The sequence below is a fragment of the Bacillus sp. FSL W8-0102 genome, from assembly GCF_038007225.1.
GTDB classification, from domain to species: Bacteria; Bacillota; Bacilli; order Bacillales; family DSM-4216; genus Bacillus_O; species Bacillus_O smithii.
Window position 1 is genome coordinate 2,782,291 of sequence record NZ_JBBOWT010000001.1, and the last position, 20,964, is coordinate 2,803,254.

A 20,964-nucleotide genomic window follows, 5' to 3' on the forward strand; every position below is an offset into this window, starting at 1 on the left:
GGCTCCTCCTATATGTTATACTTTTGAGGGAATTAACTAAAATTAGTATAACATATTTCATCTTTAATGGAATGATTATTTTGCATATTTTTTTGACCATCCCTTTTTATACCATCACAAAAGTTCACCATGCTATCCATAAAACAAAAAGGCAGTTCATCTTAAGACAGCCTTTTGTTTACGGGCGGAGGGCCCATATTTCGATGATATGTTCTAACTGTTTTTTTGTTTCGGTAATGGTCCCATTGTTATTGATCACTGCATCCGCTTTGCTGGCTTTTTCTTCAAGAGGCATTTGTGCCAAGATTCGAATCTCGGCAGCCTCTTTATCTAAACCGTTTCGTTTCATCAGTCGTTGAAGCTGTATGTTTTCATCTACATAAACCACGATGGTTTTATCCACCATCCATGTCAGTCCGCTTTCAAAAAGAAGCGGAATATCTAAAAAAATCGTTTGCTTACCATTCCGAATGGCCTGCTCTTTTTCCAAAAGCATCTGTTTTCGAACAGCCGGATGTACAATAGAGTTCAGTTGAAGTCTTTTCTGCTCGTCGCGAAATACGAGGTCGCCAAGCTTAGGTCGGTTAATTTCCCCATTCTCCAACAGAATGTCTTTTCCGAATGTCTCCACTATTTTTTTATAAGCCTCTTCTCCAGGTTGAACGACAATCCTTGCGGCTACGTCGGCATCAATCACTGTAAAGCCCTTTTCTTTCAAAAGACTTGATACCGTGCTTTTTCCACTGGCGATGCCGCCGGTTAAACCGATGATGGCAGCCATTTGCGTCCCCCCTTTTCCATTCTTGTCATCGTATAAAAGATATTAGGTCTCTTTTAACCAATTTTCCAAAATCCAATTAACATTAACAGCAATCCGGGGAGATACGTTAATCTTTGCACCCATTGTCTTTTGGAAAATACGGACCCCATCTTCAGCCCGGCAGAAACAAATATTAGACTCATAATGGCAACGGATGCGGATAATAAAACGGGAGAATAGCCAAGCATGGCCGCTCCCAATCCGACTCCGAAAGCATCAAGGGATAAAGCAATTCCAAGCATGACCGCTTCCAGGCCCGTAATCGTTCCCGATCGATCAAAATCCGCTTTTGTCGGCGTCTTTAAAATACTAATCACTAAACCGACGGACTTTAATTCCAACTTAAAAATCGTCTTTTCATGCGGAAGCTCTTCTTCATCTTTTTGATGGCTGCGAAAAAGCGGAAAAAGCGCCCATGCTCCCAAACCGATCAAAATAATGCCGCCAATCAGCGATGCCAAATGCGGGGACAATATCTGGCCGAATAAGCGGCCGATCATCATTGCCAGCAGCAAAGCCACACCTGAACAGCAAGAAAGAATCACGACAGACTTCAAAGGGAGTTTCATTTGTTTGATGCCGTAGGCAAGTCCCGTACTGAAATTATCAAGACTAACCGCAAACGCAAGTAAGAGTAAAGAAAAGAATGATCCCATTTGTGCAATCTCCTTCCTATCTGCCTGAAAATAATATATGGAAGGAGCTCGCCCATTGTTCATTCGTTTTCAAACGGTCGGCAATGTCAATGCTGACAGTTTGAGCAAAAATGTGTGCCGCGGCCAGCGACTTTTATTTTTTCGATAGGACGCCCACAGATCCGGCAAGGCTCCCCGTTTCTCGCATACACGAACAGTTGCAGCTGGTACGTCCCTTTCTTCCCTTGTGAATTCACATACGAGCGGACCGTGCTTCCGCCTTTATCGATGGCCTCTTTCAACGTAGTGATGATCTCCGCTCTTAGCTTTTCTATTTCCTTATCATTCAAATCCTGTGCTTTCCGCTCCGGATGAATCCCGGAACGAAATAACACTTCATCGACATAAATATTGCCGAGTCCAACCACTACTTTTTGATCCAGCAGAACAGCTTTAATCAATCTGCTGGTTTTTTTCAGTTGTTCTTTTAAAAAGGCGAATGTGAATGCATCAGAAAAAGGCTCCGGACCTAAGTGAGATAAAGGAGGAGCAAAAAATTCTTCTCCCTTTGGAAACAAATGAAACGTTCCAAATTTCCGTACATCTCTGTACAACAGATGCGTACCGTCAGTAAAGTGGAACACTAAATGGGTATGAGGATCCGGCTCTATCTTTTCTTCCACACGATAGCGACCTTCCATCCGCAAATGCGATACAACAGAATAGTCATCAAAATGGAAAATCAAGAATTTTCCTCGTCTGGATATATCATGGATCGTCTGTCCGTTCAACGTTTTTCGAAAAGTGTCTGCGTCTGTATTTTGAATCATTTTCGGCCAACGGATCGTCACGTCTTTTATCGTTTTCCTCGTGGTTAAAGGAAGCAATGTTCGCCGAACGATTTCTACTTCCGGCATTTCAGGCAAAACCTATCACCTCCAAACCGCCTATTTAGCATCATACCAAGTGGGACCATAGGCATAATCCACTTTTAGCGGAACTTTCAATTCAACCGCATGTTCCATTACATCTGGTACGATTTTTTTCATCGTTTCTATCTCATCGGGAGGAACTTCAAAAATCAATTCATCATGCACTTGAAGAAGCATTCTCGATTTAAGCTGTTCTTTCTTCAATCGTTCTGCCATATCAATCATTGCTTTTTTAATAATATCAGCAGCGCTTCCTTGTATTGGCGTATTCATGGCCGTCCGCTCTGCAAAGCTGCGTACATTGAAATTTCGGCTTGTAATTTCCGGCAAATATCGTCTTCTATGAAGCAATGTGGTTACATAACCTTTTCGTTTCGCTTCTCTAACAATCTCATCCATATATTCTTTTACATCCGGATAAGAAGCAAAATAACGTTCAATAAACTGACCGGCTTCCTTTCTCGTAATCCCTAAATTTTGTGAGAGTCCATAATCGCTGATTCCATAGACAATCCCAAAATTAACGGCTTTCGCCTGTCTCCTCATATTGGATGTCACTTCTTCTTTTTGTACATGAAAAACATCCATGGCCGTTTTGGTGTGGATATCCATATCCTCTCGGAAGGCTTCAATAAGCTTTTGATCACCGGATATATGAGCGAGGACCCGCAATTCGATTTGTGAATAATCCGCTGAAAAGATGACCCAATCTTTTTCAGACGGGACAAAAGCTTGGCGGATTTTCCTTCCTTCTTCGAGTCTGATCGGGATGTTTTGCAAATTAGGATCTGCGGAACTCAGTCTGCCTGTCTGTGTAAGAGCTTGATTAAAGCGAGTATGCACTTTATGAGTGTCTTGGTGAACTACTTTCAACAGCCCATCTATATAAGTGGATTGCAATTTTCCTAGCTGGCGGTACTCCAAAATGTAGCGAACGATTTCATGACTGCTTTCCAATTTTTCCAATACATCAGCGGATGTGGAATAACCTGTTTTCGTTTTCTTTATCACCGGCAGCCCCATTTTTTCAAATAAAATATGCCCTAATTGTTTAGGAGAGTTAATGTTAAACTCTTGTCCGGCCAATTCATAGATTTCCTTTTCGATTTCCTGCAGCCTGTTGTGAAGTTCGTCACCCATTTCTGTCAACCGATCCACGTCCACCTTTACGCCTGTCCATTCCATATCGGCCAAAATCAAAGCAAGCGGCATTTCTAAATCGTAAAAAAGAGAGAGCTGATCATTTTCTTTCAGAACATCTCGACATGTTTCCACCAATTTAGTAAGCCCCACCGCTTTTCTTGCAATATGCTCCTCATAAATTTCTCTGTCCGGGAGCTTTAATTTCGCCCCTTTTCCGTAGACCGCTTCGTCGGATTGCACTTCATTAAAACCATGAAGCTTAGCTACATCGGCAAAATCGGAAGGGGATTCAGACGGGTTAATCAAATAAGAAGCTAGCAGTAAATCAAATTCAATCCCTTTCAGCTCAATTCCATGCCTCCGCAAGGCAATGACCGTACGCTTAGCATCAAACACCGTTTTCTTTTTCGTTTCGTCTTCAGCCCATTTTTTAAAAACAGGAGATTTTAAAGTTGATTCTGTCGGCAAATAAAAAATTCCTTTTTCATTTTGAACAGCCATACCGACAATGTCGCTAATGAAATAATTTTCACCAATCATCTCTAAATAAAAAGAATTTTCCTGTTCGAATAAATCCTCCGTGATTTCTTCGACAGTTTGATACTCCAATTTTTCTAATGGCTGCACTTCTGTTTCCTGAGTTTGATCTATTTTCTCCAGCAGAGACTGGAATCCAAGTTCCTTATAAATACTCTGAACTTTTTCCCAGTCCGGTCCTTGATACTCAAGTTCGTCAACCGTAATCCCTAAAGGAGCATCTCTTTTAATGGTTGCTAGTTCTTTGCTCATTAAAGCTTGTTGTTTATGTTCTTGAAGCCGTTCTTTTAGCTTTTTTCCGCTGATTTCATCAATAGAATCGACTACCTTTTCAACGGTTTCAAATTCTTTTAACAGTTTAATCGCCGTTTTTTCGCCGATTCCAGGGACTCCAGGAATATTATCCGAAGAGTCTCCCATCAAACCTTTCATGTCGATAATTTGTTGAGGGGTAAGACCGTATTTTTCTTTTACATGTTCCGGAGTGTATTCTTCAATATCGGTAATTCCCTTTCGACAGAGACAAACCGTTGTTTTCTCCGAAGCCAATTGGGTCAAATCTTTGTCTCCGCTGTAAATTTTGATTTCAAAATCTTTTTTCTCCGCTTCTAATGAAAGGGTACCAATGATATCATCCGCTTCATAATTTTCCAGTTCAAATTGCGGAATGTGAAAAGACTTTAATAAATCGCGGATAAACGGAAATTGCTCCGATAGTTCCGGAGGCGTTTTTTGCCTGCCGCCTTTATATTCCTTGAATGTTTCATGTCGAAAAGTCGTTTTGCCGGCATCAAATGCCACCAACATATGGGTTGGCTTTTCTTCCTCTAATATTTTGTTCAGCATCATCGTAAAGCCGTAAATCGCATTGGTGTGAATACCTTTTTCATTATTTAATAACGGAAGGGCGAAAAAAGCACGGTATGCAATGTTGTTTCCATCTATCAAAATCAGTTTCTTCTTCACTAGGCAACCTCCCTTTGTCTTCTCCTACTTGTTATTCTACCATGCAAAGAACCGAAAAGAAAAAAGCGGTTTTCCATCCGCTTTTTCTTTATGGAGGCCCCTTCGATCATGAAAATGCGCCATTTCTCACTAACCGGGCACCAAGGACGTTCCACCATTAACAAAATTATTTTATATGACAAAAGCTTGTTTTCCAATTGGATTCAATGAGCTGATTTCAAGCGGAGAGATCTATCAGAGGGCGATAAGCGGCCGTCCATCCTTTTTACGATCTTTATGACTTTTATAATGAAATCCGGATAGCAGCTTTTGTTAAACCAATTGTTTATTTTGGCTCTTCAAATTTATAGCCGATTCCTCTGATGGTCTTAATATATTGGGGTTTTTTCGTATTATTTTCGATTTTTTCACGCAAATGGCTAATATGAACATCTACAATTCGCGTATCGCCGGCAAAATCATAATTCCAAACCGCATTTAGAAGCTGGTCTCTTGATAAAACTCGGCCTTTGTTTTTAATTAAATATAGGAGCAGCTCAAATTCTTTTGGCGTCAATTCCAAAAGTTGATCTTTATAATAAGCCTCGTACAGATGTTGATAAATGGTCACATCGCCGACTTGCAGAAAATCAGGCTCTTGCGACTGTTCACTTTGTGGTTCCGTAAGAAACTGCTGTCTTCTTAAGATCGCTTTCACCCTGGCCATCAATTCACGAGGGCTGAATGGCTTCGTCATATAATCATCAGCACCAAGTTCCAATCCAAGAACTTTATCCACTTCTTCATCTTTGGCGGTCAACATCAAAATGGGGGTCATGATTTTTTGCTGTCGAAGCTGTTTGCAAACCTCCATGCCATCCAATTTTGGAAGCATCCAATCCAATATAATCAAATCCGGTTTCTCATTGAATACTTTTTGCAGAGCCTCTTCACCGTCATACGCAGAACTTGTTTGGAACCCCGCTTGCTCTAAATTATATTGGATCAATGTAACGATAGATGATTCATCATCGACAATCAAAATGTTTTTTTTCATGGATATGAATCCCGCCCTCTTTTCATTTTTGCTTCTTCTCTTCCATTATATTAGTAATCGTTCGCTGTCAAAAGCTCTTTTCACGATTATTTGCAAGAGATAAAGGGATTGATTGAAAAAAGGCAAAAAGAAAAGCTCTATGAGAACGATTCGGTAAACGATCGCGCTTCATAGAGCTTTTCCTAACGAATGAAAGTTTATACTAAAGAAGCCATGACGTTGCGTACGGAATCTGCCGATTTAGCTAGTGCAGCTTTTTCTTCTTCCGTCAGCTCCAATTCGATCACTTTTTCAATTCCGTTTGCGCCAAGAATGGTCGGAACTCCAAGATAGATTCCTTCAAATCCGTATTCACCCTCTAAATAGGCAATGGCCGGAAGAATGCGGCGTTGGTCTTTCACGATGGCTTCCACCATTTCTACCAAAGAGGCTGCAGGTGCGTAATAAGCAGACCCATTGCCAAGGAGATTGACAATTTCACCGCCGCCTTTGCGAGTGCGTTCCACAATGGCATCTAAGCGATCTTTCGGAATTAACGTTTCAAGCGGAATTCCCCCGGCATAAGAGTAGCGCACAAGCGGAACCATATCGTCGCCATGCCCGCCCAGAACAAAACCAGTGACATCTTTTACGGAAACATTCAATTCCTGCGCGACAAAAGTACGGAAACGAGCAGTATCGAGCACCCCTGATTGACCAATGACACGGTTTTTAGGGAATCCGGATTCTTTAAAAACCGTATATGTCATGGCATCGACAGGATTTGTCAGCACAATGATGTAGCAGTTTGGAGAATATTTCACCACTTCTTTCGTAACGGCTTTCATTATCTTTTGGTTTGTTTGTACAAGATCATCGCGGCTCATACCAGGCTTACGGGCAATTCCAGCTGTGATGACCACAACGTCTGAATCTTTTGTTTCTTCGTAATTGGAAGTACCCGTAATATTGGCATCGAACCCTTGGACAGGACTAGCTTCCAGCATATCTAAAGCTTTCCCTTTTGTAGGATTTTCCATGTTAGGAATATCGACCAAAACGACATCTCCAAGTTCTTTTTGAGCAAGTAAAAACGCTGTAGTTGCTCCCGTAAAACCGCCACCGATTACAGAGATTTTTTTACGCTTCAACGCCAAGAGAAGTTCCTCCTTATTATGGATTTATATAAAGAAGCAGGCTCTCAACGATTTAAGAGCCCGACTTCTATCCAACAAATGGACATTATTCCATATTCGCAATTAATTGTGACCCAAATTCGGATGTTTTGACTTCTTTAGCCCCTTCCATCAAGCGCGCAAAATCATATGTGACCACTTTGGAAGCAATGGTCTTTTCCATCGATTTGACAATTAAGTTGGCCGCTTCATTCCAACCTAAATGTTCAAGCATTAATACGCCGGACAAAATAACGGATGATGGATTCACCTTGTCCAAATTAGCATATTTTGGAGCCGTACCATGTGTTGCTTCAAAAATAGCATGTCCAGTTTCATAGTTAATATTAGCCCCTGGAGCAATACCGATTCCGCCTACTTGAGCAGCAAGAGCATCAGAAATGTAGTCTCCATTTAAATTCATAGTGGCCACTACATCAAATTCACGCGGACGTGTTAAAATTTGTTGCAAGAAAATATCCGCAATCGCATCTTTTACAATAATTTTTCCGGCTGCTTCTGCCTCTTGTTGAGCTTTATTGGCAGCTTCTGTTCCTTGTTCTTCTTTGATGCGGTCATATTGAGCCCACGTGAATACTTTATCGCCGAATTCTTCTTCCGCCAATTCGTATCCCCAATTTTTGAAGGCACCTTCTGTAAACTTCATAATATTTCCTTTATGTACTAATGTAACAGATTTTCTGCCTTCTTTAATTGCATAGTTAATAGCCGCTCTTATAAGACGCTTAGATCCTTCTTCCGAAACCGGTTTAATGCCGATTCCAGAAGTTTCTGGGAAGCGGATTTTTTTGACGCCCATTTCATTTTGAAGAAAATCAATGACTTTTTTCACTTCAGGAGTGCCTTTTTGATATTCAATTCCAGCGTAAATATCTTCCGTATTTTCACGGAAAATGACCATATCGGTATCTTGCGGGCGTTTTACCGGTGAAGGTACTCCTTCAAAATAACGTACTGGACGCAGGCACACAAAAAGATCGAGTTCTTGTCGTAAAGCAACATTTAAAGAACGAATTCCACCGCCTACCGGAGTTGTTAAAGGCCCTTTAATCGCAATGAGATATTCTCGGATGACATCCAATGTTTCTTGCGGAAGCCATTCACCTGTTTTTTTGAAAGCTTTTTCGCCGGCATATACTTCTTTCCAAACGATTTTTCTTTCGCCTTTATAAGCTTTTTCCACCGCCGCATCTAAAACGCGTGAAGCTGCTCTCCAAATATCAGGGCCTGTTCCATCCCCTTCAATAAATGGAATAATCGGATTATTAGGTACTTTTAAAACTCCGTTCTGTACTGTGATTTTTTCCCCTTGTGACATGCTCTTATACCTCCAATTTCAGAATCAAAGGTTAGAAGCCATCTGCATCTAACCTTTGTGCAACTATTCTTATTACACCAATAATTCACGCATTTGTAAACAATAGATTCACGAACTTGCTTTTCCAAGCAAGCGCTACCAATCGTTCAACGAACGACATTAAACCACTTATAGCCTGTTATCAACGATCTTCCAGCGGAACATACACTTGTTTGGAAGGACCGATGTATTCAGCCCGCGGACGAATTAAACGGTTGTTGTCATACTGTTCTAAAATATGGGCAATCCATCCTGAAACACGGCTGACGGCAAAGATTGGCGTGAAAAGATCATGATCAATTCCCAAGCTGTGGTAAACAGATGCAGAATAGAAATCGACATTCGGCGGCAAACCTTTTTCAGACGTCACAATTTCTTCAATTCGAGTAGAGATTTCAAACCACTTTGGTTCTCCTCTGAGAGCTGTTAATTTTCGGGACATTTCTTTCAAATGTTTTGCACGAGGGTCGCCTTTGCGGTATACTCTGTGACCAAATCCCATTATCTTTTCTTTGTTGGCCAGTTTTTTCCGAATATATGGTTCCACGTTTTCAACGGAATCGATTTCCGTCAACATTTTCATTACTTGCTCGTTTGCACCGCCATGAAGAGGTCCTTTTAAAGCACCGATCGCTGAGGTAATACCAGAATAAATATCTGACAAGGTGGCTACACATACACGCGCAGTAAAAGTAGAAGCATTCAATTCATGGTCGGCATGTAAAATCAATGCTTTATTAAATGCTTCTTCTTCAATACTTTCCGGTTCTTTTCCGTTCAGCATATAAAGAAAATTCGCTGCAAAGCTTAAATTTTTGTTTGGCGCAATTGGTTCAAGCCCTTTACGAATGCGGGCAAATGTTGTGACCAATGCAGGCATTTTTGCTTGCAGACGGATTGCTTTTCGATAATTCGCTTCCTCGCTCATATCGTCAGCTTCTTCGTCATACAATCCTAAGAAAGATACTGCAGTGCGAAGCGCAGCCATGGGATGAACTTTATCAATTGGATACATTTTAAAATGGTCAATAATTTTTTGAGGAATTTCGTAGTTATCAGAAAGCTGATTTTTTAATTCGTCTAATTCCGTTTTTGTCGGCAAACGGCGATGCCACAGCAGATATATCACTTCTTCAAACGAAGCATTTTCCGCTAAGTCATCAATGTTATAACCCACATATGTAAGGGTATCATCAATAATAGAACTTACAGAAGTAGAAGCGGCAACTACTCCTTCCAGACCACGAGTTGCAGTCATACCCATCTCTCCTTTGTCTTAAATTTCCCCATTACCCATTTTTTCGCAAATAATGAATAAATAGTAAAAAAATTTCTTATTCGCTCGCTCAACTAGCGGACAAATTCCTTTATATTCAATCCATACTAAAGGATGCGCTTACACGTCTTATTATAACTAATTATCTGACTTTTGTGAACCAAAAGCGTTTAAAATTAAAAAAATTATTTTTTTAGAAAAATGACTTTCTTTATTAAGCTTTCTTTATTAAAAATGACTTTCTTTATTAAGCTTTCTTTATTAAAAATAGTCGGATATTTTTTTCTAATGAAAAAAACTAAAGATTCTCATTGCCGTATAAGCTATTCCCGCCCCAATAAGAGGACCGACAGCCACTCCTTTAAAGAGAGCAATCGCCAAAACCGTCCCCAACACAAGTGACGTCGTGATATGAGGAGATTCGGACAGTAAAGATACCCCATGCTTTCCTAAAATGGCAACGATAATACCGGAAATTAACGCAATCCATGCATAAGGAGATTTTAAGGATTCCGTTAAATCTTTGAAACCGATCTCGCCTGTTGCAATAGGCACCAGGACAGCCACTGTAATGATGGTCACTCCCCAATTGATCCCTTTTGAGTGGATCAATGAAAAAATTTTATCATCCGTACCGATGACTTTTAAAACTAATAATACAGCTATCGCCACCATTAAAGATTGGTTTTTGGAAATAAAACCGATCGCTAATAGCAGCAGTAAAAATAAAAAAGGTTGTTGTGACATCATGATGCATTCCTTTCTTTAAGATTTAATTCAGGATAAGAATATCATTTTCCATGCCCATATGGAATGAATGGTATTCTGCCATCCTCTCTTTGATTAAAAAATCGACTGTTATTCATCCGAATCATGCAAAGGGGCCTTTATGGATTCTAACACGCTATAAAAAAAGATAACACTTTTATTCTCACGGGGTAACTGCTACAATACAAATAGATTGCAAGATCTTATTTGGTATAAGGAGAGAAAAGTCGATTGAATCCTGAAAAGCTATATCGTGTTTTGCGCTTTTTTATTGTGGTTGGAGCTGTTTTGCTGTTGTTGTACGCGCTCTTTGTCGTGTCAAAAGTAACTTATCCGTTCATTATTGCGCTGGCGATCGCTTTTTTGATTAACCCACTCGTGAATGTCCTCGAAAAGCGCCTGAAGTTTCCGAGACCCGTTGCGGTAATTGCCTCAATCCTTATTATTTTTGCTATTTTTATCGGCATCATTTCCTTGCTGATAACAGAAATTGTAGCGGGCGCGAATTATTTGGCAAACGTAGTCCCGGGACATGTGGAAACGATTGTCAAGTACACGGAAAATTTTATTGCCGGCCAAATCATCCCATTATATGATCAAGCTTCAAAACTGTTCAAAAATTTGGGCGCCAACCAACAAGAAACCATTTTGAACAATATTCAAAATGTCGGCCAAAAAATTGCTACAAGTGCCGGAGAGTTTTTAAAAAATTTCTTCTTAAAGCTTCCTGATCTAATTTCTTGGATTCCTAATGCAGCTACTGTTCTAATCTTTTCATTACTAGCCACTTTTTTTATCAGCAAAGATTTGGACAGACTAAAAGATCGATTTGAAAAATATATGCCCAAAAAGGCACGTTCAAGCAGCGAGCAGGTATTTGTGGACCTCAAAAAAGCACTTTTTGGTTTTGTCCGTGCTCAACTCACACTCATTTCGATGACGGCCGTGATCGTGTTAATTGGATTGCTTATTTTGAGGGTTAAATACGCCATCACGATTGCATTAGTCACAGGACTCGTGGATCTTATGCCATACCTTGGAACGGGAGTCGTTTTTGTCCCGTGGATTATTTATGAATTTATTTCCGGGGAAGTTTCGCTCGGAATCGGTCTTTCGGTTCTTTATATAATCGTCATTGCGCAGCGACAATTCATGGAACCAAAAGTTCTTTCTTCCAGCATTGGCTTGGATCCTTTAGCCACATTGATCGCCTTATTTGTCGGCTTCAAAGTCGTCGGATTTCTTGGCCTCATATTAGGGCCGGTCGTTCTTGTCATCATCAAGACCCTCCACCAAGCCAATGTATTTCAAGATTTATGGAACTATATCATCAAAGGAAGCTCCTCAGATAAAAATGTCAGCTGATAAAGCTGACATTTTTTTATGATAGGACGGATCGTTCCATCTTTCTTCTATTCACAAAAGACGATTCTTAACATTTTCCCGCTAAAAACGAAATGAAAACTTGAACGTAATTCACCAAGAGCGAAGCGTCACCAGAGAAACGAAAAATTCATTGGTTTTTTAAGGACTCCAATCCAAAAACCTTTCTGCATCACGTTCATCTGTGACTTTATCCCATGATCATATAAGAAGAGAAGAAGCTGGGAACCCAGCTTCTTCTTATTCGTTAAAGCACGCTGGCACGTCCGTTATAAACCACACCGCAGGCGGCATCGACGGTGACTTCCTGTCCTTCTTTTAAATTTTTCATGGCATCTTCTACTCCCACTATAACAGGAATCCCTAAATTCAATCCTACAACAGCCCCGTGGCTGGTTATTCCGCCTTCTTCCGTTATAAGAGCCGCACATTTTTCAATAGCTGGAACCATGTCTTTATCCGTTCCTATTGTGACTAAAATGGAATTCTCTTGCACTTTTTCTAATGCTTCTTTTGCATTTTTGGCGATGACTACTTTCCCTACAGATGATTTTCTTCCTATTCCTTGCCCTTTTACAAGGATATCTCCCACAACGTGAATTTTCATTAAATTGGTCGTACCGGATTCACCTACAGGAACCCCAGCCGTAATCACAACCAAGTCTCCTTGTTTGATCATGCCGGAATCTAATCCTGCAAGAACGGCCAACTCCAACATTTCATCAGTGGATTCAGCTGCTTTACTTTTTTGCGGATAAACTCCCCACACAAGGGCAAGACTGCGGCAAACTTGCTCACTAGAAGTAACCGCAATAATCGGCGCTTTCGTTCTGTAGCGTGAAATCATTTTGGCTGTATGGCCGCTTACGGTTGGTGCGATAATCGCATGAACATCTAAATTAAGAGCCGTATAGGCAACGGACTGTCCAATGGCATTGGTCATATTATGTCCTGTGTTCTTGCTTCTTTCGGTCAAGATCGCAGGATAGTTCAGAGCTTTTTCCGCTCGTGAAGCAATCCGGTGCATCGTTTGTACAGCCTCAAGCGGATACGCTCCCGCTGCGGTTTCTCCTGACAACATGATCGCATCGGTACCATCAAAGATGGCATTGGCCACGTCACTCGCTTCCGCACGGGTAGGACGCGGATTTCTTTGCATGGAATCCAGCATCTGTGTCGCAGTAATAACCGGTTTCCCCATCTCGTTGCATTTTTTGATCAGTTCTTTTTGGACAAGCGGAACTTCTTCAGCTGGAATTTCCACTCCCAAATCGCCTCGTGCCACCATTAACCCATCGGATACTTCCAAGATTTCATCGATGTTTTCAACGCCCTCTTGGTTTTCGATTTTAGGAATGATTTGAATATGTGTCGCATTATGTTCCTCAAGAATTTGTCGGATTTCCAAGACATCGGACGCTCTTCTTACAAAGGAAGCAGCAATGAAATCAATCCCTTGCTGGATTCCAAAAATGATATCTTTTGCATCCTTTTCGGTAATACCAGGCAAATTAACCGAAACGCCAGGAACATTTACTCCTTTTTTATTCTTAAGAATACCGCTGTTTAATACTTTCGTATGAATTTCTCCGTTTTCTTTGTCGATTGAAACAACTTCCAATCCTATCAAACCGTCATCCAGCAAGATTCTCGATCCTATTTCTACATCATCGATTAAGTTTGGGTAAGTAACAGAAAATTTTTCTGCCGTTCCTGTTACTTCTTTCATTGAAACAATGACGTTTGTGCCTTTTTTCAGTTCGACAGCACCGTTCTCCATATTATGTGTGCGAATTTCCGGTCCTTTTGTATCCAGCAAAATGCCTACCGTTTTGCCGGTTTGTTTAGCAGCCTCACGAATATTTCGAATCCGAACAGCATGTTCTTCATGATCTCCATGAGAGAAATTTAATCGTGCGACGTTCATTCCTGCTTCCATTAATTTTGCCAACATTTCTACGCTTTCGCTTGCTGGCCCAATCGTACATACAATTTTCGTTTTTCTCACGGTTTGCCACCCCATATCCACAAATTAAATAGAAAGTTCTTTTGAAAGCTTGTACATGTTTAGATCCAATTGATGCTTTCTGCCAAGTGCTTCTATAATGTCATAATCGACAAGTTGATTTTTTTCAATACCGACAGCTCGTCCGCCTTTTCCTTCGATCAACAATTCCACTGCTCTGGCTCCTAGGCGGCTTGCCAACACACGGTCTGTAGCTGTCGGCGATCCTCCACGCTGAATGTGCCCAAGCACAGAAACCCTAACTTCTATATCACATTCTTTTTGGATCAATTTCGCAAACTCTGTCCCGCTCATAACACCTTCCGCTACTACGATAATACTATGCTTTTTGTCGCGTTTTTGACCATTCTTTAACCGTTCGATGATTTCATCCATATTGAAAGGTTCTTCCGGAATCACAATCGTTTCAGCTCCGCCGGCCAATCCAGCCCACAACGCTAAATCACCGGCATCTCTTCCCATTACTTCAATAATAAAGGTTCTTTCATGGGAACTTGCCGTATCTCTGATTTTGTCAATAGCATCAATCACTGTATTGAGAGCCGTGTCAAAACCGATCGTAAATTCCGTTCCCGGGATATCATTGTCAATCGTTCCCGGAACTCCGATGCATGGAAAACCAAGTTCCGTTAAAGCTTTTGCCCCGCGATAAGAACCGTCTCCGCCAATCACGACCAAACCGTCGATCCCATGTTTTCTTAACTGTTCCACCCCTTTTTGCTGACCTTCCGGGGTTTTAAATTCCGGGCAGCGTGCTGATCGTAAAATCGTTCCTCCGCGATGAACAATATCACCAACAGAACCTAATTCAAGTTTTTCAATATGTCCGTTAATTAAACCAGTATAGCCTTGATAAATCCCAAAAACTTCTAAATTATGAAAAATTCCCTTCCTTACGACCGCCCGAATCGCGGCATTCATTCCCGGAGCATCGCCCCCGCTTGTTAAAACGCCGATTCTTTTCATCATCATCACCTCTACAAAGTAATTTGCACTGCCACTCATTTTATTCTGTTTTCTAAAGTCCAAGTGTAGAAATCCTGTTTCCTCATGCGGGCAATCCTCTATTTTTGATCGAGGTCTACAGCATTTCTACAGTTCTGCTAGCAATATCCCTCTTTAAAATACCACGAAGGAAAGGTGTTCACAATATACCTAACAATCCTTTCAAAAAGACAAAATTGTCGGTGAACTGGAAGCGTTTTTTATTCTCTTCGACAAACAAAATCATTTCAATTTATTTCCTAATAAAGGACTTAAGATACATAATGTGAAAAAATTACCATACCATCGAATGTTTATTCTTTCCAATTTCAGAAACAATTCCAAACGCTGATCTGATCATACCTGCAAAAATCGAGCGGCCAATCATAGAAAGGTTCATGCTCAGGAGGATGACGCCAAAAGGAAAATCCGAGGATGGATGTATATGAAAAAACGCGCTCCGTTAAGAGAAGCGCGTTATTTATGAGTTCCTATATATTCGTTTAAAACGGTATATTCACCAATAGCTCTATATTTTTCGTAGCGCTGATTCACCAATTCTTCCTCGCTCAACGAAATGAGCTGTTTTAAAGAACGTTTCAGCGTTTCGTCAATAAATTCGGCTTGTTTTTTAGGATCGCGATGCGCGCCGCCGCGCACTTCTTTAATCACATCATCAATAACTCCCAATTCTTTCAAATCAGGAGCCGTAATTTTCATCGTTTCGGCCGCCAATTTTGCTTTTGAAGCATCCTTCCATAAAAGAGCTGCTGCTCCTTCAGGCGAGATGACAGAATACGTAGAGTTCTCAAGCATAAATAAATGATTGCCGATCCCTAAAGCTAGAGCCCCCCCGCTTCCGCCTTCACCGATCACGATGCAGACAATCGGCACTCTTAATCCGGCCATTTCAAACAAATTTCTGGCTATCGCTTCGCTTTGTCCGCGTTCCTCTGCCGCTTTACCCGGATAAGCACCTTTTGTATCAATAAAACAAATAATGGGACGGTGAAATTTTTCCGCTTGCTTCATAAGACGAAGGGCCTTTCGGTATCCTTCCGGATGAGGCATGCCAAAATTCCGACGGATGTTTTCTTTCGTATCTTTTCCGCGTTGGTGTCCAATTACCGTAACCGGCAAACCGTAATATTTGGCCACTCCGCCGACAATGGCTTCATCCTCCCCAAAAAGGCGGTCTCCATGAAGCTCGATAAAATCTGTAAATAAATGTTCAATATAATCAAGGGTAGTTGGCCGTTGCGGGTGTCTGGCCATTTGCACACGATCCCAAGGTTTTAAATTGTCATAAATATGCTTTTCCAATTTTTCCAGCCGATTCTCCAACGTTTCAATTTCATCTGATAAATCCACATCCGATTTGGCCGTGAATTCTTTCAATTCCGCGATTTTCTCCCGTAGTTCAATAATCGGCTTTTCAAATTCAAGACTGTTTACCACGCCAGCTCACCCCTTGGCTGATGAATATCTAAAAGGACAGTTAATTTATCCTTCAGTTCATTTCTTGGAATGACGTCATCCAGTTGTCCATGTTTCAACAAAAACTCCGCTGTTTGAAAATCTTCCGGAAGCTCTTCCCGAATGGTTTGCTCGATGATTCGGCGTCCGGCAAATCCAATCAGCGCACCAGGTTCCGCAAAATTATAATCTCCTAAGGAAGCGAAACTAGCAGAAACCCCTCCTGTCGTTGGATGGGTCATCACGGAAATGAAAAGCCCACCGTTGTCACTGAATCGCTTCAAGGCAGCACTCGTCTTCGCCATTTGCATAAGAGATACTATACCTTCTTGCATTCGTGCACCGCCAGAAGCAGTGAAGATGATAAACGGAATCCCTAAACGATCGGCTTCCTCTACCGTTCTGACGATTTTTTCCCCGACAACGGATCCCATGCTTCCCATGCGAAATTTAGCATCCATTACCGCAATGGCAGTCTTATATCCGTTTATTTCTCCAATACCCGTCACAACAGCCTCATTTAATTTTGATTTTTGGCGGTCTTTTTCAATTTTTTCCAGGTAATGAGGAAAGTTCAAAGGATTTTCTGTCATAAGTTCGGCATTGATTTCTGTAAAAGTTCCCTCATCTATCAACGACTCAATCCGTTCATAAGCAGACATTTGATGATGATATCCGCAATGAAGGCATATATGGAGATTTTTTTTCAACTCTTTCGTATACATAATTTTCTTGCACTGGGGGCATTTTGTCATAATTCCTTCCGGTACGTCATGCTTCGGTGCATCAGAAGGAACGGTGACATATTTTCGCTTCTTTGGCTTATTAAAGAAATCTTTAATCAAGGTGAATCCTCCCTTGTTAGGCTTCGCTTCTAAAGATTGTCTCCACTTTACACAAATTTTTTTAAAAAATACGCAAAAGTTTGTCACCTTCCATTCGACAACTTTTGAATTTCTTGATAAACACGATAGCAAGCAAAGAAATCTTGTTTTTCCATTGCTTCTAAAAGCTTTAAATAATAGGGTTTGTATTTTTCAATTGTCCAATGTTGATTTTGAATGGAAGTTGCATAGTCTGAGACAATCAGCCAAATCTTTTTTAATAAATGATTTTCTCCTAAATCCAAAATAAAAGAAAAAAAGTCATATTCCGACCATTCTTCCTTTTCAAGACTTTCCCGAGCCTTTTTTATCTTTTCATGGAGAGATCGATGTTGAAGAGCCAATGACAGCCCTCCGACTTCCATGATTTCTTTTGCTTTCACGACATCGTCTTGTATCTTTGGATCTTGCAAAATAAACATGCCAAGAAGTTCAACAAGACGATGGTCATGGAAATGACGCAAAAAAGTTCCCTCTCCTCTTCTTGTTTCAATCAATCCCAGAAGTTCGAGGGCTCTCAGCGCTTCCCGGACGGAGGAACGCCCAACGTCCAGGTGTTCCGACAATTCCCGTTCAGATGGAATTTTGTCTCCGGGAAGCAGACCATCTTTTTCAATCATCTTTCTAATTTCTTGTACGATTTCCACAAACTTGGATTTTGGAAGAGCGTCTTTCACAGCTCGTTTCACTCACCTTTTCCAATAGCCGCCAATCTCATGGTCCGTTCATATACTTCTTCAGGATCTACCTTTCTTCTTGCCACTCCTGTTTCCATCGCCGCTTTGGCGACCGCCGCCGCTACCCGCGGTGCAACTCTCGGATCAAAAGGGCCGGGGATACAATAGCTTGTATCAAGTTCTTCATCTGAAATGAGACTCGCAATGGCTTCCACCGCTGCTTGTTTCATCTTTTCATTAATATGAGTTGCTCGCACATCCAACGCTCCCCGAAAAATACCCGGGAAAGCCAACACATTATTCACTTGGTTTGGAAAATCGGATCGGCCTGTCCCGACAACCATCGCTCCGGCCTCTTTCGCTTCATCCGGCATAATTTCCGGAACAGGATTCGCCATCGCAAAAATAATCGGTTGATCGTTCATGGAACGAACCATTTCTTTTGTCAGTGCACCGGCAACGGAAACTCCTATAAATACATCAGCGCCTTTTATCACATCTGCCAAACTTCCCTTTTTGTGCTCGCGGTTGGTGTACTTGGCTACCTCTTCTTTTACCTTATTCATGCCTTCCGGACGGCCTTCATAGATGGCTCCTTTGGAATCGCACATGATAATGTCCCTTACACCATAATGATACAAAAGTTTAATAATAGCAATTCCAGCAGCTCCCGCACCGTTTGCCACTACTTTAATCTCTGTCATTTTTTTATTGACAATTTTAAGGGCATTCAGCAAGCCGGCAACGGTCACGATCGCCGTTCCATGTTGATCATCATGAAATACCGGAATATTGGTCTCTTTTTTCAGTCGTTCTTCAATGATAAAACAATTCGGGGCCGCAATATCTTCTAAATTAACGCCCCCAAATGTTGGCTCCAATAGCTTCACTGTCTCGACAATTTTTTCCACATCATTCGTATGTGAACTACCCTCCACTTATCAACCTTACGGTTTGATTGAAGTGGGGGCTTCTCGGGTAATCCCGTCTAATGACAGAAAATTGACCGAGCTAACCCTCTCGTTCCGAAAGTTATTATTCTTTATGCTAATAAGCGTAATCCCTCATTTTTGATATTGATTGCTGAATTGTGATCGCGATCTAATACAAAGCCGCAAGAACATTTATATACACGTTCAGATAATGGCATTTCTTTTTCCTTGCCGCAACATGAACACTTCTTAGTGGAGGGAAACCACTTATCAATTTTCACAAGTTGTTTCCCCTGTTCTTTTAGCTTATACGCTAAGAAAGTAGTGAACATCCCCCAGCCGTTATCATGAACGCTTTTTCCAAAGTTGAGGGCTTGAGACATGCCTTTCATGTCTAAGTCCTCAATAATCACAGCGTCATAGTTTGTTGCTAATTCTTTTGACTTATGATGAAGAAAGTTTCTGCGCTGATTCGCTGTCTTTTCATGTAGCTTAGCCACTTTCAGGTGTTGTTTTTCCCATCTTGCAGAACCTTTCTTTCTTCGAGAAAGAATTCGTTGTGCTTTTGCTAATTTATCTAAGGCTTGCCGATAGTAACGTGGGTAATTGGCTTTCTTACCCTGTTCACTCTCGACATATAGACCATCCATAGCAAAATCCAAACCAACAACTTTCTGTATTTTAACTGGACGAATATCTTTCTCATATTCTGTCAAAATTGAAATGTAGTATTTGCCTGTCTTTGTTTTAGAAATAGTGCAAGATTTGATTTTATAATCAGCAGGTATCTCTCTATGCTGTTTCATTTTTATTGGCTTTTTGATTTTTGGCAGTTTGATATGACCATTTTCTAGCTTAATATTTCCGTTGACCATATTAGTTGTATAGGATTGTTTTGCTTTACGATTTTTGAACTTTGGAAAATCCGCATTTCCTTCAAAGAAATTCTTATAAGCAGTCTGTAAGTTCATTTGTGCATTTGCCAAAGCTAAAGAATCCACTTCTTTTAGGAATGGAAATTCACTTTTATATTTTGCAGGGGTCGGAAACTTTTGCTTTTTAAGCAATTCTTTATCATCCTTGAACTTTTCATACGTTTCTTTGCGTTCAGCTAACATCTTATTGTAGACAAAGCGAACACAACCAAATGTCTTAGCTAATAATGCGGATTGTTCTTTGTTTGGTAACAAACGAAACTTGAAAGCTTTGTTTTGCTTGGCCATATCAATTCACCTCACTTTGTGCGGAAAAATTTCGTATATATTGATTATACCGTAAAAAATCCGTACAATCAATATGAGGTGATAATCATGAGAGAAGAGAAAGAACGTGTAGAAATTCGTATGCCTAAGACGATATTAGAAAAATTGGAGCAATATCAAAAAGAAAATGGGATTCCAACTAGAACAGCCGCAATCTTAGAATTGTTGAGAAAGGGATTGGAAAAATAACTTTGGCTAAAGCCAACCGAAATTCATCTCCCACCTACTCATTGGTGCTATTCACACCTTCACATTCCTAGAGGATGGGAGACTTCTTTCGGAAAGACGTTAAACAAATTGGAAAAGCATCAACGCCGGCAAAACTTTTAAACAGCACTGCTTTTCCTTCCATTACGGGAAGAGCCGCCTCCGGACCAATATTTCCTAATCCAAGAACCGCCGTTCCATCGGAAACGACGGCTACTGTGTTCCCTTTCATTGTGTAATCATAAACCGTTTCCGGCTTTTCGTAGATCTCTTTACACGGCTCAGCCACTCCAGGAGAATAGGCAAGACTTAAGTCTTTTTGATTCATGACCTGAACTTTTGCCACGGTTTCCAATTTTCCTTGATTCAACTTATGCATGTGCAAAGCTTCTTCTCTTAATGACAAAATATTCACTCCTTCATCCGTACTACGCCGGCATTCCATCGATTGGAGAAAAAGGGTTCGTCATTTGTATTCTCTCGGCTGT

17 protein-coding genes and 2 pseudogenes are annotated in these 20,964 nt (G+C 40.9%); 2 read left to right on the forward strand and 17 right to left on the reverse strand.

All coding sequences use genetic code 11. The annotated features are described in order from the left end of the window. Positions 1 to 178 precede the first annotated feature (178 nt). The 9 genes from coaE to N1I87_RS13275 form a co-directional block, all read right to left on the reverse strand. Positions 179 to 781, reverse strand: a complete 603-nt coding sequence (gene coaE / locus N1I87_RS13235; protein ID WP_341102216.1) for a dephospho-CoA kinase — start codon at positions 779 to 781, stop codon at positions 179 to 181. Between the two features lie 53 nt (positions 782 to 834). Continuing rightward, positions 835 to 1,539 (reverse strand): sporulation membrane protein YtaF, encoded by a 705-nt coding sequence (gene ytaF / locus N1I87_RS13240; protein WP_341102218.1) that lies wholly within the window; start codon positions 1,537 to 1,539, stop codon positions 835 to 837. Between the two features lie 23 nt (positions 1,540 to 1,562). Continuing rightward, positions 1,563 to 2,381: a DNA-formamidopyrimidine glycosylase gene (gene mutM / locus N1I87_RS13245; protein WP_003355610.1), complete on the reverse strand. Its 819-nt coding sequence runs from the start codon at positions 2,379 to 2,381 to the stop codon at positions 1,563 to 1,565. A 21-nt stretch (positions 2,382 to 2,402) separates the two neighbouring features. Next, complete coding sequence (gene polA / locus N1I87_RS13250; RefSeq protein WP_341102219.1) at positions 2,403 to 5,033, reverse strand: DNA polymerase I; 2,631 nt, start codon at positions 5,031 to 5,033, stop codon at positions 2,403 to 2,405. Between the two features lie 325 nt (positions 5,034 to 5,358). Next, positions 5,359 to 6,069, reverse strand: coding sequence for a response regulator transcription factor (locus tag N1I87_RS13255; protein ID WP_003355612.1), 711 nt, complete (start codon positions 6,067 to 6,069; stop codon positions 5,359 to 5,361). 197 nt (positions 6,070 to 6,266) lie between these two features. Beyond that, complete coding sequence (mdh, locus tag N1I87_RS13260) at positions 6,267 to 7,205, reverse strand: malate dehydrogenase (protein WP_003355613.1); 939 nt, start codon at positions 7,203 to 7,205, stop codon at positions 6,267 to 6,269. A gap of 85 nt (positions 7,206 to 7,290) precedes the next feature. Further along, complete coding sequence (icd, locus tag N1I87_RS13265; RefSeq protein ID WP_003355614.1) at positions 7,291 to 8,562, reverse strand: NADP-dependent isocitrate dehydrogenase; 1,272 nt, start codon at positions 8,560 to 8,562, stop codon at positions 7,291 to 7,293. A 181-nt stretch (positions 8,563 to 8,743) separates the two neighbouring features. Then, positions 8,744 to 9,859, reverse strand: coding sequence for a citrate synthase (citZ, locus tag N1I87_RS13270; RefSeq protein ID WP_341102221.1), 1,116 nt, complete (start codon positions 9,857 to 9,859; stop codon positions 8,744 to 8,746). Between the two features lie 303 nt (positions 9,860 to 10,162). Continuing rightward, positions 10,163 to 10,624, reverse strand: coding sequence for a DUF441 domain-containing protein (locus N1I87_RS13275; protein WP_341096594.1), 462 nt, complete (start codon positions 10,622 to 10,624; stop codon positions 10,163 to 10,165). A 252-nt stretch (positions 10,625 to 10,876) separates the two neighbouring features. On the opposite strand from N1I87_RS13275, the gene ytvI reads away from it, so the two are divergent. Next, a complete protein-coding gene (gene ytvI / locus N1I87_RS13280) occupies positions 10,877 to 12,010 on the forward strand; it encodes a sporulation integral membrane protein YtvI (protein WP_341102224.1) in 1,134 nt (377 codons plus the stop codon). 265 nt (positions 12,011 to 12,275) lie between these two features. Here the strand turns inward: ytvI and pyk are convergent, their stop codons facing one another. The 7 genes and pseudogenes from pyk to N1I87_RS13315 form a co-directional block, all read right to left on the reverse strand. Then, entirely contained in the window at positions 12,276 to 14,036 is a 1,761-nt protein-coding gene (gene pyk, locus N1I87_RS13285) for a pyruvate kinase (protein WP_341102226.1), read from the reverse strand. Positions 14,037 to 14,060: 24 nt separating this feature from the next. After that, the gene (gene pfkA, locus N1I87_RS13290) at positions 14,061 to 15,020 is read right to left on the reverse strand and encodes a 6-phosphofructokinase (protein WP_003355620.1); all 960 of its coding nucleotides are present in this window, start codon (positions 15,018 to 15,020) and stop codon (positions 14,061 to 14,063) included. A 495-nt stretch (positions 15,021 to 15,515) separates the two neighbouring features. Then, positions 15,516 to 16,496, reverse strand: a complete 981-nt coding sequence (accA, locus tag N1I87_RS13295; protein WP_003355621.1) for an acetyl-CoA carboxylase carboxyl transferase subunit alpha — start codon at positions 16,494 to 16,496, stop codon at positions 15,516 to 15,518. Then, positions 16,490 to 17,359 (reverse strand): acetyl-CoA carboxylase, carboxyltransferase subunit beta, encoded by an 870-nt coding sequence (gene accD, locus N1I87_RS13300; RefSeq protein WP_003355622.1) that lies wholly within the window; start codon positions 17,357 to 17,359, stop codon positions 16,490 to 16,492. Before accD ends, accA begins: the two co-directional genes overlap by 7 nt. Positions 17,360 to 17,442: 83 nt before the next feature. Beyond that, the gene (locus N1I87_RS13305; RefSeq protein ID WP_003355623.1) at positions 17,443 to 18,087 is read right to left on the reverse strand and encodes a FadR/GntR family transcriptional regulator; all 645 of its coding nucleotides are present in this window, start codon (positions 18,085 to 18,087) and stop codon (positions 17,443 to 17,445) included. After that, positions 18,084 to 18,998: pseudogene (locus N1I87_RS13310) on the reverse strand (NAD(P)-dependent malic enzyme); the annotation flags it as partial. The gene N1I87_RS13305 and the pseudogene N1I87_RS13310, both read right to left, overlap by 4 nt. A 119-nt stretch (positions 18,999 to 19,117) precedes the next feature. Further along, entirely contained in the window at positions 19,118 to 20,230 is a 1,113-nt protein-coding gene (locus N1I87_RS13315; RefSeq protein WP_003353982.1) for an RNA-guided endonuclease TnpB family protein, read from the reverse strand. An 87-nt stretch (positions 20,231 to 20,317) separates the two neighbouring features. Between N1I87_RS13315 and N1I87_RS13320 the strand changes: the two genes are divergently transcribed. Further along, positions 20,318 to 20,458 (forward strand): ribbon-helix-helix protein, CopG family, encoded by a 141-nt coding sequence (locus tag N1I87_RS13320; protein WP_003352379.1) that lies wholly within the window; start codon positions 20,318 to 20,320, stop codon positions 20,456 to 20,458. 94 nt (positions 20,459 to 20,552) lie between these two features. Here the strand turns inward: N1I87_RS13320 and N1I87_RS13325 are convergent. Then, positions 20,553 to 20,882: pseudogene (locus N1I87_RS13325) on the reverse strand (NAD-dependent malic enzyme); the annotation flags it as partial. Positions 20,883 to 20,964: the final 82 nt, after the last annotated feature.